Here is a 15,349-nt window from a genome sequence, read left to right on the forward strand (position 1 = left end):
TATAAAAAAGGTGTCATCAATTCTGATGACACCTTTTTTATTGTTAGACATTTTTAAAAATTAACTTTTGTTCAGAATAAATTTTAATCTTAAAAAATCAAAAAGTATCTTTGCTAATCTAAAAAAATAAACTGATATGATTGTCTGGATTTCTTTTTTAACAGCTGTTTTAATTTTTCTTGCACTCGATTTAGGAGTCTTCAATAAAACACCACACATTATAAGTTCAAAAGAGGCTGGTAAATGGACAGCAATATGGGTAACATTATCATTTATGTTTTCAGGAGTGGTCTATTGGCTTTACACCACGGATTATATTGCAAATCCAGATATTTTGAAACCTGCAGATGCGTCAATAAAATTCATTACAGGCTATTTAATAGAATTATCTCTGAGTATAGATAATATTTTTGTTATCGCTATTATTTTCTCTGCCTTTAAAATTCCACAAAAATACCAACATCGAGTATTATTTTGGGGAATATTAGGCGCTATCGTTTTTAGAGGTTTAATGATTTATTTTGGTGTTTTGCTTATCAACAAATTTTCATGGATGACCTATATTTTTGGAGGTTTTCTAATTTACACTGCTATGAAAATGTTGTTTAGTGGTGAAGATGAAAAATTTGAACCCAAAAAATCATTCATCTATAAGGCTCTTAAAAAAGTTATACCTATCTCGAATCACATCGACGGAGAACATTTTTTTGTAAAAAGAAGACACATTACAGCTGCTACACCTCTTTTTGTAGCGCTTGTAGTAATTGAAGTAATGGATGTCGTATTTGCTATAGACAGTGTTCCTGCAATTTTAGCCATAACAAGTGATCCTTTTTTGGTTTTTAGTTCGAATATCTTTGCCATTTTAGGATTACGTTCTATGTATTTCTTTCTTGCCCATATGCTTGATAAATTTGCTCATTTAGAATACAGTCTTATTGCAATCTTAACTTTCGTAGGTATTAAAATGCTGCTTCATGATTATATTAAATTACCGGAATGGGTGTCGCTGGCTTTTATAGCAGTTTCACTTATAGCTGGAATTATTGCATCTTTAAGAAAAAGCAATAAAGAATTCGTCTAATTAATTCAAAAAAATAAACGCAAAAAAAAAGGAAATCTCACGATTTCCTTTTTTTATTTTATTGAATATTGTAACCTACAAATTGATTTTTTGAATCTCAGTCTTCTCCACTTTTAATGCTGACATTACTGCGTCTATACTGTTTTTATTTACTGAAGTAGCAAAACTAGCCGGTATAATTACAATTCTAAAAGTTTGGTCTTGTGTCCAACTTGAAGGTAAAGTAGTAAGACTAAAATTAGCCGAAAGAAAAATATTAACATTATATCTGGTGTAATCAAAATTGAAATCTAATTCTCCACCGTCACTAAAATAATACGTTTGAGGCATTAGTTTCCAAATGTCTTCACCATTTACCGTATCATACAGGTGGTACACTAAAACTACATCCGATGAATAAATTGGTGGATTAAAAGTAACCAATCTACTGTAGTTATTATTGGAATTAAATGAAGTTGTAACTTCAAACACTTCACTAATGGTATCATTATCCACAGTATCGGTTATTTCTGTTACTTCGCAACTTTGTAGTGTCATCATCCCGATGAAAACTAAAAATAAGGTAATTTTTTTCATTAGTTATAGCTTTATAATTTATATTGAAAAACTGTATCCATTAATTGTGCCAAAGTTTATTTTAAAAAATAATGCGCTTTTTAAAAACGGAAAAAAAACTTAAATTATACCTGATAATACTAGGCTCCACACCAAAATAAAGATTTAAAAAACAATACGATTTTTTTTTTTAGAATAGTAATTTTTTGAAAGATTTGATTCCACATAGGAAAGATTTTTGGCTTGAAGCCAAAGGAAAATTTCTCATCGATGTTCTGAAATGCTGAACAACCCGTTTAAAGAAGAATATTCGTTAAAAATTACAAAATCTGTTAAATGTTTCATCTCAGTGGTATCTTTCTTGTCGTTACCGTCGGTTTGGCAAAATGGGGTAACGTTTACTACTCTACGATGGTGAGAAATTAGAATCACAAATACTCAATTAAGCACTTCAACCCCACTATTGCAAAAACAGCTGTTATAGGAAGCTGTAGTTCTTGTAGATTTAGTTTTTCTCGTCATAGCAATTCAAAAGTAACGATTATGTTTCCCGAACCTAATGCAGATGCAAAACCTGCAACATCATCTATTGTTCCCAATTTTGTGTAACTGTATGATGTTGAAAAAGTTTTGTAAAACAACACCAAAGTTTTTGAACTGTACAACATTAAGTCGCCATTTTTTATAGTTTCAGGGTTGGACGAATTTGTTGGAAGATTGTCTGGCAAATCATAATATTTCTCGTTGCTGTTCAGTTCAATCATATTAATAGTTAGGGGTAACATTTCCTTAAAGGCCTTTGCTGAATTATTGTTAAAAAGTGTAACAGTAAAGGTTTGTGAATTAACCGTTATTTTGATTTTACCGTTTATCATCGTATGGCTGTTTTCTGAATTGATATTGTCGTCTACTTTATTACTAGAAGATGCACTACTGATTAGAACAGACATAAAAGTTATGAGAATTAAAAATGAATGTTTCATAATATTGCATTTATTTTAAATACCCTTTGAAAAAAATTTCCAATTTATCAAACGGAATAACATCTACTTTGTCATACAAATCCACATGAACAGCATTAGGAACGATTACTAATTCCTTTGGTTCATTGGCGTTTTGAAATGCAGTTTCACTAAAATATTTTGAATGTGCTTTTTCGCCTGCAATAATTAAAACTGGTCTTGGCGATATTTCTTTGATGTACGTTAAGATGGGCATATTCATAAACGATAAAGGCGTAGTTGCAGTCCAAGAATTTCCCGAATTTACCGAACGCTTATGAAATCCTCTTTTAGTTCGGTAATAATCATAATATTCTTTTAAAAATTGTGGCTCATCTCCTTTTAGCGCTTTATTGCCTTCTGGTCCATAAGCAAATGTGCCATTTTCTGCATCTTTCCAACGTTGTTGTCCTAATTGTTCCAGCATTTTTGTGCGTTGTTCTAAAGTTACGGCATCATTATATCCTTTTGACATCACTCTTGTCATATCGTACATTGTTGAAGTAGCAACAGCTTTTATACGTTTGTCGATAGCGGTAGCGTTTAGGGCAAAACCTCCAAAACCACAGATCCCGATAATCCCAATTTTTTCTCTATCCACATTTTTTTGAATTCCTAAAAAATCTACTGCCGCACTAAAATCTTCTGTGTTAATTTCTGGTGAAGCCAAATTTCTCGGTTCGCCACCACTTTCTCCAGTGTACGATGGGTCGAATGCCACAACAGCAAAACCTCTTTCTGCCATTTGATTGGCATACAAACCAGACGATTGTTCTTTCACAGCACCAAAAGGTCCGCTGATTGCCAAAGCCGATAATTTTTCGTTTCCTGAATTTTTTGGAAGATACAAATCGCCTGAAAGCCTGATACCATAACGGTTTTTGAAAGATACTTTTTGTCTTGTAACCTTTTCGCTCAACTGAAATGTATATTGTTCTGTTGTTTCCATTTTTTTTGAATTTTCTTTTTTGTTTTGTGCAAATGCTTGTCCGAAAGTCATCAGAAATGCGATTACAATGATTGCTATATTTTTCATCTTTTTATTTATTTGAATTATTGATTGAATATTGTTCGGCCGTTACCGCTTCGTTCCATTCCACAATGCCTTTATCGGTATTTGGAATTATATACAATTGTTGCAAACCCACATCAGCACTTGCTCCATGCCAATGTTTTACATTTGGTGGACATTTGACGACATCACCTTTTTTAATAATTTCAATTGGTTTTCCTTCAATTTGGTGATAGCCAATTCCATCGGTAATAATTAAAATTTGACCAGCAGGATGACTATGCCAATTGCTTCTTGCTCCTGGTTCGAAATAAACGTTGCCAACCAAAGTGTTGTAAATACTATCGGCATCTACCAAAGTCGTTGGATAAGCATTTCCAGTGAATAAATCGTTTGAACCTTTTTCGCCTTTTGGAAAAATGGAGGTCAATTCTTGTGTTGTATTTTCCATTGTTGATTTGTTTTGATTGCAAGACAGTATCATTGTTGATAGGATGATTGCAAGTGTGATTTGAACTATTTTCATTTTATATTTTAATTTCTTTAATAATTTTTGCTGGAATTCCACCAACAACTACATTGTCTGGAACATCTTTAAAAACCACTGAGCCAGCCGCCACAACAGCGTTTTCGCCAATGGTGACACCTTGTAAAATGGTTGCATTGGCACCAATCCACACATTTTTTTTGATGTGAATAGGTTTCGGAATTAACGATTGTCTTTCTTTAGGATTAAGAGGATGACTTTCGGTGAGCAAACTTACTTTTGGAGCAAGCAGCACGTTGTCTTCGATGATAATTCCGCCTAAATCCAAAAACACACAATCAAAATTGATGAACACATTTTTACCTATTTTGGTATGCTTACCATAATTGATGTGCAAAGGAGTAAATACAGTTACACTTTCGTGAATTTCTGAAGATGTAATCTCACTCAATAATGCTCTAATTTCACTTGGGTTTGCTGTGTTGTTCATCTTTAGCAACAATGCTTTTGTAGCAAAAGAAGCTTCACGCATTTTGTATGCTTGAGCATCGTCTGGAATTATGGTTTCTCCGTTTCGCAATCTTTCAAAAATATCTTGTGTTTCCATTTTTTGCATTTTTTACGATACAAAATTAAAAATAAGCTAACTTACTTTTGTTACAAATAGTACAGCAATAATGTCAAATAGTACCTATTTTAGCCAATGAATTAATTTGTCCTAAAATGGAAGCGATGGAAAAGCCAAAAATCATATTATTAAAAGCTTCGGGAAGTGAAGAATTTCCAAAAGATTTTCAAAAAAAATACCATACACATATTTTTTGCTAGCGAGGAAGAACCCGATTTATTTTCAACAACCGCACATTTGATTGCAAACAAGGCGAATTTATTTTCTGGCTTGCAGATAATGCTATTTCTGAACTTAACTTTTCCAAAAATTTTAAGGCAACCATTTTATTTGTCGATAAACAATTGCTTTCGGATAATTATCCTAACCTTAATACGGCTACAGATACCATTCTTCATCATAGAGTAAATCCGATTTTGCATCCTGATAAAATTAATAAAGAGCGGATTTTAAAAAATTTTCAATCGCTTTACTCAAAATCATTGGAAACAAATAATCGTTTTTATAATGAAATTTTGAAATTGCAAATGCAACTTTTTATTTTAGAAATGTGGGATATTTTCATGGATCAATTGGAAAGACGCAACCGAACTTTGCAAAGTGGTACCTTGTACGAACGCTTTGTTCATCTGTTGGAACTCCATTGTATGAAAAATCGAGAAGTGCAATTTTACAGTGATCAACTACACATCACAGCAAAATATCTCAATCAAATTTGCAAAGCCAATACAGGAATCACAGCATCACAATGGATACAACGATATGCCAAAGACCGAATTGTTTTGCTGCTAGAAAACAAAAAACTAAATATTTCAGAAATATCAGATGAAATGGGCTTTTCCAGTCATTCATTTTTTACTAGGTATGTAAAAAAAGTCTTGGGTGTAAGTCCAAGTGAGTATAGAAATCTTGTGAAGTAGGGTTTGATTGATGGTTTTGCTAACTTGTATAAGGTCTGACAAAATCATCACAATCTACCCTTATTTGGGTGGCTTTGTCTGACTGGATAATGTATTAAAAACAAAAGTGTGATATCAGGAAACGTCAGGGTATGTATTTATCCAAAAGATGTACAGCGTATTACCGGTAAAACATACAGACAGGCAAGGTTGTATTTAAATACAATTAAAGACAACTTGAATAAAGAATCGCATCAATTAATTTCTATAAAGGAATTTTGTAGTTATTGTGGCCTTCAGATTGAACATGTTTTACGCTGTATTATCAGATAGGATCTAAGGAATTAAAAAACCCGTCACGCTTCTCTAATCAATTTATACATATTCAGCAAGATGTTCAAATAATAGGGCAAGCTGTTGAGTAATTAAATAAAAAAAGCATCTGCAAAAACAGATGCTTTTTAGTTAAAATTAGTTTTAAAACTATCTGGCAGAAATTACTTTTTTAATACTGCTTCCACGATTAGTAGTCACTTTTACAACATACACTTGGTCTCTTCCTCTATTCAATTTAAGATCAAGCGTTACTTCTTTATTCAAAAAACCATTAGCATCGGCTTTAGAAAGCACTGAAATACCTTGTGAATCAAATACCTCTATTGTCACATCAGAAACGTAATCAAAATTGTATCTTACGGTGAGTTGGTCTTTGAAAGGAACAGGATAAGTAGTAAACCCTGCGGCTTCAGTTTTTACTTCTATAGGCGCAACCACATCGGTAGTTTTAGCAGCTTGTTGTGCTGGAGCTGAACAAGTAGTAGTTGCACTGCTGCAATTAGCTGGATCAGAAGTACAATTAGCTGGACTAGTAGCTGTAACACTTGGATTAGAACCTGCTGCAAGATTGCCAAATACAACTGGTACATTTGCCACAGCCGTAATACCCGGATTAGCGCCATTTAATTTATAAGTGTATCCAATAATAGGATTACACACCTCGATGCTTCCAGTTGTTGTTGCTGCGCAAAGTGATGCTGTTGGCTGGGTTATTTTTAATTGTGGGGCACTTGGTGTTCCTGGTTGTGGATTCACAATTACATTGTCACCTTGTGTACTACAGGAGCCAAGAGAAGCAAAAAATTGATATGTTCCTGAGGCTACTGGACTGAACACACCACTGGAATTAGCCGTGTATATTATAACCCCGCCCTGCTTAAGTGTATAAGTGATGCCAGCTGTTGGCGATGTTACGGTAACAGTTCCGGTAGCAGTACTGCAGGTAGGGTCAATTACTGTAGCTGCTGGCGCACCAATTGGAGTCGGTCCTCCAACAGTTTTAGGAATAACAATACTACAGTTATTAGGAAGAGTAGAATCTGTTATAGTAACATTGTAATTACCAGCAGTAAGATTGCTAAAAGTTGTTGTAGCACCCGCAGCAACGGGAACTGGAGTACCATTTCCTAATTTTACACTATAAGGTGGTAAACCACCAAATGGTGCTACAGTAATAGAACCTCCTGCAGTACAAGTTGCACTGATTGCAGTTACAGTCCCATTAACTCCGGCATTAATTTCTATGAAAGGCAAGGTCCCGCATTTTGGAGCAATTTTACTAGATTCCAAGGGACATGATGCATTATCTGCAGCTGAAGTCCATGCCAAAAATAAATTAGTAATAATCAATCTTTGTCCACATGTATAGGTGACATTTCCAAAATTTAAAGATGTTATGGTATTAGGAGGAACTGCGGATGTATTTGGCGGAACAGGAGTACTATTACATCCACTGATTGGCTCTGAAGAAGCGAGAGTAGTACCATTATATCGCTCTAAAGTTCCCCAGAAAGCAAAGGATGTTCTGTTTGATCCTGTCGTATTGTTAATAGACAATGTCAATGTTCTGGTTACTGTCGTATTGGCTTCGCATGAATTACATGGATCCCCGCCAGTCAACCTTGCTTCAACTAATTGTAAATCTTTGGAAGTGCATCTTTTTGCATCGGGAAGATTAACTTGCGCAAATGCAGCAGAAGAACTTAAGTAACTAACTATTAAAAATACAAATACATTTCTGAAAGAAAAGAAAGTGCGCTCACCAAATAATTTTAATAAGCTGTCATGAACAAAACCACGGACATGATTGCTATTTAGTGATTTTGGATAAAAATCCGATGCATTAGGAATTAAAAAACCTAATGATGATATTTTGTTTTCCGATAAAAAGCAAAATATGTTCTTGCTTGATAAAGCTCCGAAAAACTGCTGAAGTGTATTATTTTTCATGATATTGTAATTTTACTCCATAGTTGTTAAAAAATAGGAAAACAGTAGACTTGGGATAGAAACAATCATATAAAAACAAATCACCCTCACAAACTCATTTATGAAGTACGCCATCATCAAAAGAATACTTTATTTTGGGGTAATAAACTACCTTTTATTAACCAAATTGGGGCTTTAAAAGAAACTTAAAAACCTTAATTTCAAATTAATAAATAAGTTCAAAAAAAGAAAAAATAGAAAGCTTTCAATCTAAGCGATACAACTTTCTGAATAAAAAACACCTTCAAAAAAATTGAAGAACTCCTTCATCAAAAGGATATTTTATTGCGGGGAACAATCCTAAAAATCCTTTTTTACCAGTAAACTATTTTGGAAAACAGCTCGAAAAAATGAATTATTTTTTTGCTATATCAAAGTTAATCAATGCATTAAAGCCCTATTAAAAAGCGAAAAGCAAATCTGATAAAGAGCAAATATATTCGATAAAAAACCTATTGATTCAGAAAAATAGTATGTTTTAAAATAAATTATTTTTATTTAAAATACTGTTAATCAATTAGTTATAAATAAAAAACCTCGAAAGCAAAACTTTCGAGGTTTAATTTCATACTCTAATCCTTCTCAATATTTTATAGGATCAGATGATTATTCATAACCTATTTTGAAGAAATTACTTTTTTCACACTACTCCCTCTATTGGTTGTTACTTTTACAACATACACTTCTGATCTATCTACATAAGAATTAAGATTTAGTGTAACTTCTTTGTTTAAATAACTATTATTATCCATTTTTGAAAGTATTGAAACTCCTTGTGAATTAAGTACATCGATTTTCACATCAGATACATAATCAAAATTATATCTAATGGTAAGTTGATCTTTGAAAGGAACTGGATAGGCTTCAAAACCTGCTTTATCACCCAAACCATCTCCTTCTTTTGTAGCAGGAGTTCCTCCTAATGGACATCCTGAATTATTAAGAATATCCAATTGAGTGGCTAATTTTCCAGGTGCATTTCCTCCTGATGAATAGGCTGCATTAACGGCATCTATTACCGATTGTGGACTATCAGAATATGGTGCAGGATAATCAACTTCATCGCTGCAAGCATTCAATAAAGCGGCTACTCCTTGACGAGCTAAATTAAAAATACCTCCACCACCTAAATTAAGCGCTTGCAATAAAGTTAAATTAGCAAGATTGGACGGTGCATTTACAAACACATCGCCGAACAACATTGTAGGAGTATAGCTTGAACACCATCTATCAGTATGGTTTTTCCAGTATCCTAATGTACAACCTTCAACGATACAAATTTGATTAGTAACGAGAACTACATCAGAAGCAGTACATCCATTTATTGGATCTGTAACAGTTAATGTGTACGTTCCAGCTGCATTCACAGTTGGTGTAGCTGTATCTGCCCCAGAGACAATGTTACCACCATTACTGGCAACCCAAGAGTAGATTGCATTTTGAGTAGTTGAAGTTCCTGATAATAGTACAGTAGTTTCACCACATAATATCAGAACATCGTCACCTGCAACTGCATTTGGTAGTGCTATATTAACCGTTACAGTCACCTCATCACTATCACTACAACCAGAAGCGGTATGTGTTTTAGTAACGGTATACGTAGTAGTCACACTTGGATTAACTGTTGGATTTGCAGCAGTCGAAGTAAATCCGGCTGGAGATGAAATCCAAGAATAAGTAAATCCAGCTTCTGCTACTTCTCCAATAGAACCGCCATCAGGATTTGATATACAGGTTTTAGTGAAATCAGGTCCTGCTACCGCAACTACTGTTGGTTGATTAACTGTTACAATAACCTCATCAGTATCGCTACAACCTGAAGCTGTATGCGTTTTGGTAACGGTATAAGTAGTAGTCACACTTGGATTAACGAATGGATTTGCAGCAGTCGAAGTAAATCCGGCTGGAGATGAAGTCCAGGAATAAGTAAATCCGGCTTCTGCCACTTCTCCAATAGAACCACCTGATATGTTAATCAAGCAATTTTTAGTGAAATCAGATCCTGCTACCGCAACTACAGTTGGTTTATTCACCGTTACAGTCACTTCATCAGTATCGCTACAACCAGAAGCGGTATGCGTTTTAGTAACAGTATAAGTAGTAGTCACACTTGGATTAACTGTTGGATTTGCAGCAGTCGAAGTAAATCCGGCTGGAGATGAAATCCAAGAATAAGTAAATCCAGCTTGAGCCGCTTCTCCAATAGAACCGCCATCAGGATTTGATATACAGGTTTTAGTGAAATCAGGTCCTGCTACCGCAACTACTGTTGGTTTATTAACCGTAACAGTAACCTCATCGGTATCGCTACAACCAGAAGCGGTATGCGTTTTAGTTACGGTATACGTAGTAGTCACACTTGGATTAACTGTTGGATTTGCAGCAGTCGAAGTAAATCCGGCTGGAGATGAAGTCCAAGAATAAGTAAATCCAGCTTCTGCCACTTCTCCAATAGAACCACCTGATATGTTAATCAAGCAATTTTTAGTGAAATCAGATCCTGCATTCGCAACTACAGTTGGTTTATTCACCGTTACAGTAACCTCATCGGTATCGCTACAGCCAGAAGCGGTATGCGTTTTGGTAACAGTATACGTAGTAGTTACACTTGGATTAACTGTTGGATTTGAAGCAGTCGAAGTAAATCCGGCTGGAGATGATGTCCAAGAATAAGTAAATCCAGCTTGAGCCGCTTCTCCAATAGAACCGCCATCAGGATTTGATATACAGGTTTTAGTGAAATCAGGTCCTGCTACCGCAACTACTGTTGGTTGATTCACCGTTACAGTCACATCATCAGTATCGCTACAACCAGAAGCGGTATGCGTTTTAGTAACAGTATAAGTAGTAGTCACACTTGGATTAACTGTTGGATTTGCAGCAGTCGAAGTAAATCCGGCTGGAGATGATGTCCAAGAATAAGTAAATCCGGCTTCTGCCACTTCTCCAATAGAACCACCTGATATGTTAATCAAGCAATTTTTAGTGAAATCAGATCCTGCTACCGCAACTACAGTTGGTTTATTCACCGTTACAGTCACTTCATCAGTATCGCTACAACCAGAAGCGGTATGCGTTTTAGTAACAGTATAAGTAGTAGTCACACTTGGATTAACTGTTGGATTTGCAGCAGTCGAAGTAAATCCGGCTGGAGATGAAATCCAAGAATAAGTAAATCCAGCTTGAGCCGCTTCTCCAATAGAACCGCCATCAGGATTTGATATACAGGTTTTAGTGAAATCAGGTCCTGCTACCGCAACTACTGTTGGTTTATTAACCGTAACAGTAACCTCATCGGTATAGCTACAACCAGAAGCGGTATGCGTTTTAGTTACGGTATACGTAGTAGTCACACTTGGATTAACTGTTGGATTTGCAGCAGTCGAAGTAAATCCGGCTGGAGATGAAGTCCAAGAATAAGTAAATCCAGCTTCTGCAACTTCTCCAATAGAACCACCTGATATATTAATCAAGCAATTTTTAGTGAAATCAGATCCTGCATTAGCAACTACAGTTGGTTTATTAACTGTTACAGTAACCTCATCGGTATCGCTACAGCCAGAAGCGGTATGCGTTTTGGTAACAGTATACGTAGTAGTTACACTTGGATTAACTGTTGGATTTGAAGCAGTCGAAGTAAATCCGGCTGGAGATGATGTCCAAGAATAAGTAAATCCAGCTTGAGCCACTTCTCCAATAGAACCGCCATCAGGATTTGATATACAGGTTTTAGTGAAATCAGGTCCTGCTACCGCAACTACTGTTGGTTTATTCACCGTTACAGTCACATCATCAGTATCGCTACAACCAGAAGCGGTATGCGTTTTAGTAACAGTATAAGTAGTAGTCACACTTGGATTAACTATTGGATTTGCAGCAGTCGAAGTAAATCCGGCTGGAGATGATGTCCAAGAATAAGTAAATCCAGCTTGAGCCGCTTCTCCAATAGAACCGCCATCAGGATTTGATATACAGGTTTTAGTGAAATCAGATCCTGCTACCGCAACTACAGTTGGTTGATTAACCGTTACAGTAACCTCATCGGTATCGCTGCAACCAGAAGCTGTCTGTGTTTTGGTAACGGTATACGTAGTAGTCACACTTGGATTAACAAATGGATTTGCAGCAGTCGAAGTAAATCCGGCTGGAGATGATGTCCAAGAATAAGTAAATCCGGCTTCTGCAACTTCTCCAATAGAACCACCTGATATATTAATCAAGCAATTTTTAGTGAAATCAGAACCTGCATTTACCACTATCGTTGGTTTATTCACCGTTACAGTAACCTCATCGGTATCGCTACAACCAGAAGTGGTATGCGTTTTTGTAACGGTATACGTAGTAGTTACACTTGGATTAACTGTTGGATTTGCGGCAGTCGAAGTAAATCCGGCTGGAGATGAAATCCAAGAATAAGTAAATCCGGCTTGAGCCACTTCTCCAATAGAACCGCCATCAGGGTTTAATGTACAGGTTTTAGTGAAATCAGATCCTGCTACCGCAACTACTGTTGGTTGATTAACTGTTACAGTAACCTCATCAGTATCGCTACAACCTGAAGCGGTATGCGTTTTGGTAACGGTATACGTAGTAGTCACACTTGGATTAACGAATGGATTTGCGGCAGTCGAAGTAAATCCGGCTGGAGATGATGTCCAGGAATAAGTAAATCCAGCTTCTGCCACTTCTCCAATAGAACCACCTGATATATTAATCAAGCAATTTTTAGTGAAATCAGATCCTGCATTAGCAACTACTGTTGGTTTATTCACAGTTACAGTCGCCTCATCAGTATCGCTACAACCTGAAGCGGTATGCGTTTTGGTAACGGTATACGTAGTAGTCACACTTGGATTAACTGTTGGATTTGCGGCAGTCGAAGTAAATCCGGCTGGAGATGAAGTCCAAGAATAAGTAAATCCAGCTTCTGCAACTTCTCCAATAGAACCGCCATCAGGATTTGATATACAGGTTTTAGTAAAATCAGGTCCTGCTACCGCAACTACTGTTGGTTTATTCACCGTTACAGTAACCTCATCGGTATCGCTGCAACCAGAAGCGGTATGCGTTTTGGTAACAGTATAAGTAGTAGTTACACTTGGATTAACTGTTGGATTTGCAGCAGTCGAAGTAAATCCAGCTGGAGATGAAGTCCAGGAATAAGTAAATCCGGCTTCTGCCACTTCTCCAATAGAACCACCTGATATGTTAATCAAGCAATTTTTAGTGAAATCAGATCCTGCATTCGCAACTACAGTTGGTTTATTCACCGTTACAGTCACTTCATCAGTATCGCTACAACCAGAAGCGGTATGCGTTTTAGTAACAGTATAAGTAGTAGTCACACTTGGATTAACTGTTGGATTTGCAGCAGTCGAAGTAAATCCGGCTGGAGATGAAATCCAAGAATAAGTAAATCCAGCTTGAGCCGCTTCTCCAATAGAACCGCCATCAGGATTTGATATACAGGTTTTAGTGAAATCAGATCCTGCTACCGCTATTGGCGGTGTATTGTTTTTTTCTACAACTACTGTCGCTTGAGCAAAGCACCCTGTAAAACCTGGCGCATAGACTTTGACAGTATAGGTACCAGAGTCTGTTACCACTCTGTCAGGATCCAGTGGATTATCGCCTGGAATAAGTACATTAGAAGGATTATACCATTCTATAGTTGCTCCCGTTGGGGCTATGCCTGTAGCAGTAATAGTGGCATTGGTATTAATACAAGTAATCACTTGATTAACATTAGCAGCTACCGTTGGAGTTACTGTATCACCAAATGGGAATGGTCCTGCAAAATCTTTTTGCTCACTGGTAAAAGAATCAGACTGTCCACCTGCGGAACTACGGGTCTTAACCAATAAACTCCCCAATACATTGGCACATGGCCCAGAACCTTGTCCTTTTCTGTCCAAACCAAAAGCAGTAAGATTAATACCAATTTCTACATGTTGAAGGATTTGGTAGTGATCAAAAAATGCTGCGTTTGGACCTTCAATAGTTCCCCAAGGCGGACCTAAAGTAGTATCTTCAGCATTTACCCTTCCAAAAATATTTTCAACATCGGCTGGGTCATTGGAAACAATACGCCCATAACCAAAATTACCGCTTTGCTCCCCTTTTTCAAAAGTTCCGGGAACTACGCTAAATGGTCTTAAGGCTGCTGAATTATTATATGTATTAAAAACAGTTTCATCCATCCATACTCTGATTCTAACTTCAGGTTTAGATCCTCCTCCTTCATAATCAATCGAAACGATTATAGTTCCAGGAACATTAACACTTCCGTCAGCATTAAAAGTAAATGCGGTACGACCTCCATCGCTGCCTGTATTCCCAAAAACTAAATCTCCTGGAGAGTAGCTAACTAAGGTACGGAAGAATTCAAAATCAATATGCTTGCTACCATCAGTAGATCGCAATGTTGCAGCAGCATAAGCCCAAAGTACATCAAAAGGTCTGTCGTCTACAGGAAAACCTGGATTTGTAGAGGGATCATGCGGATTTGTTCCTCGTAAATGCGCCATTACATCAATGATATCATCTTTTTGAGGAACACTTCCAGCGCCTAGACTCCAAGTAATTGGATTATCAGCATTTTTATCTGATGTACTAGAAAAAATACTCGAATCACTATTCCCTTGAGCGGAATTAGTATCCCTGCCATACACAGAATCAATCCATAAAAACCCATCAACAATTGGATATGGAAAGCCTGGAGCTGGCGTGGTTACTGACTGCCCTTTTGTAAAGGAATAATTATTATTAGCCAGAATAGAAGTTCTCAGCGCAGCAGCACCAGTTACATCTATGACTCCTTTACCACTGCCTGGGTAGGTAGTATTAAACCAGTCGTCTGTACCAGCCTGATTGGGAAGACTCCCAAACTGCAACAAGTTGGCATAAGCATCAGCTTCAATACCAAAATTGGCTTTGACAGTTGCTCCACCAACAAGTTGCCCATAAATAGGAGCCTGACCAAATACTAAAAATAGCAACGTTACATAAAAAAAGAGCTTTTTAGCAAACGCACTCGTCCAAAAAAAGCTCGAAAAACCTGCGTTGAAGCGCCAGGAAAAAGTGCAACAATAATCTTGTACACTTTTTATCGTATAAAATATAAATTTTTTCATAATAATTTGGTTTTAAGACCATATTATTAATAAGAAAGCACATGTAGAAGTGGGGTTTTCGAAGAGTTGAAAAGATCCTGTTCCATAGATAGAGTGTAGTTTAATACCATAAATTAGAAAAAAAAAGGAAGTTACAGACTGAGGCTAAAAATTACTGAGCTACAAATCAACCTTCATAAACACATTTATGAAGTAATCCATCATTCAAAAGATTTTTATTGTGGG

General features: G+C 36.3%; 9 protein-coding genes. 2 read left to right on the forward strand and 7 right to left on the reverse strand.

Annotation, left to right across the window (positions count from 1 at the left end):
* Window positions 1-136 precede the first annotated feature (136 nt).
* On the forward strand, window positions 137-1,084 hold the full coding sequence (locus tag QLS31_RS06510; RefSeq protein ID WP_282743183.1) for a TerC family protein: 948 nt from the start codon (window positions 137-139) through the stop codon (window positions 1,082-1,084).
* Between the two features lie 75 nt (window positions 1,085-1,159).
* On the opposite strand, the gene QLS31_RS06515 is transcribed toward QLS31_RS06510, so the two are convergent.
* The 5 genes from QLS31_RS06515 to QLS31_RS06535 form a co-directional block, all read right to left on the reverse strand.
* Window positions 1,160-1,660, reverse strand: coding sequence for a hypothetical protein (locus tag QLS31_RS06515; RefSeq protein ID WP_099714686.1), 501 nt, complete (start codon window positions 1,658-1,660; stop codon window positions 1,160-1,162).
* Between the two features lie 497 nt (window positions 1,661-2,157).
* Window positions 2,158-2,622: a cyclophilin-like fold protein gene (locus QLS31_RS06520; RefSeq protein ID WP_282743184.1), complete on the reverse strand. Its 465-nt coding sequence runs from the start codon at window positions 2,620-2,622 to the stop codon at window positions 2,158-2,160.
* 10 nt (window positions 2,623-2,632) lie between these two features.
* Complete coding sequence (locus QLS31_RS06525; protein ID WP_282743185.1) at window positions 2,633-3,676, reverse strand: alpha/beta hydrolase; 1,044 nt, start codon at window positions 3,674-3,676, stop codon at window positions 2,633-2,635.
* A 4-nt stretch (window positions 3,677-3,680) separates the two neighbouring features.
* Window positions 3,681-4,103, reverse strand: coding sequence for a cupin domain-containing protein (locus QLS31_RS06530; protein WP_282743186.1), 423 nt, complete (start codon window positions 4,101-4,103; stop codon window positions 3,681-3,683).
* Between the two features lie 76 nt (window positions 4,104-4,179).
* A complete protein-coding gene (locus tag QLS31_RS06535; protein WP_282743187.1) occupies window positions 4,180-4,746 on the reverse strand; it encodes a sugar O-acetyltransferase in 567 nt (188 codons plus the stop codon).
* A 503-nt stretch (window positions 4,747-5,249) separates the two neighbouring features.
* Between QLS31_RS06535 and QLS31_RS06540 the strand changes: the two genes are divergently transcribed.
* On the forward strand, window positions 5,250-5,687 hold the full coding sequence (locus tag QLS31_RS06540) for a helix-turn-helix domain-containing protein (protein ID WP_282743188.1): 438 nt from the start codon (window positions 5,250-5,252) through the stop codon (window positions 5,685-5,687).
* A 462-nt stretch (window positions 5,688-6,149) separates the two neighbouring features.
* Here QLS31_RS06540 and QLS31_RS06550 read toward each other — a convergent pair whose 3' ends face one another.
* Window positions 6,150-7,952, reverse strand: a complete 1,803-nt coding sequence (locus tag QLS31_RS06550; protein ID WP_282743191.1) for a T9SS type A sorting domain-containing protein — start codon at window positions 7,950-7,952, stop codon at window positions 6,150-6,152.
* Between the two features lie 656 nt (window positions 7,953-8,608).
* Window positions 8,609-15,124, reverse strand: coding sequence for a T9SS type A sorting domain-containing protein (locus QLS31_RS06555; RefSeq protein ID WP_282743192.1), 6,516 nt, complete (start codon window positions 15,122-15,124; stop codon window positions 8,609-8,611).
* Window positions 15,125-15,349 lie beyond the last annotated feature (225 nt).

It is taken from the genome of Flavobacterium sp. XS2P24, assembly GCF_030010285.1.
GTDB lineage: Bacteria > Bacteroidota > Bacteroidia > Flavobacteriales > Flavobacteriaceae > Flavobacterium > Flavobacterium algoritolerans.

Bases quoted from the DNA above. Each gene is read 5' to 3' on its own strand.
- QLS31_RS06550 (WP_282743191.1), bottom strand. From the start codon at position 7,952: ATGAAAAATAATACACTTCAGCAGTTTTTCGGAGCTTTATCAAGCAAG.
- QLS31_RS06555 (WP_282743192.1), bottom strand. From the start codon at position 15,124: ATGAAAAAATTTATATTTTATACGATAAAAAGTGTACAAGATTATTGT.
- QLS31_RS06530 (WP_282743186.1), bottom strand. From the start codon at position 4,103: ATGGAAAATACAACACAAGAATTGACCTCCATTTTTCCAAAAGGCGAA.
- QLS31_RS06515 (WP_099714686.1), bottom strand. From the start codon at position 1,660: ATGAAAAAAATTACCTTATTTTTAGTTTTCATCGGGATGATGACACTA.
- QLS31_RS06535 (WP_282743187.1), bottom strand. From the start codon at position 4,746: ATGGAAACACAAGATATTTTTGAAAGATTGCGAAACGGAGAAACCATA.
- QLS31_RS06510 (WP_282743183.1), top strand. From the start codon at position 137: ATGATTGTCTGGATTTCTTTTTTAACAGCTGTTTTAATTTTTCTTGCA.
- QLS31_RS06520 (WP_282743184.1), bottom strand. From the start codon at position 2,622: ATGAAACATTCATTTTTAATTCTCATAACTTTTATGTCTGTTCTAATC.
- QLS31_RS06525 (WP_282743185.1), bottom strand. From the start codon at position 3,676: ATGAAAAATATAGCAATCATTGTAATCGCATTTCTGATGACTTTCGGA.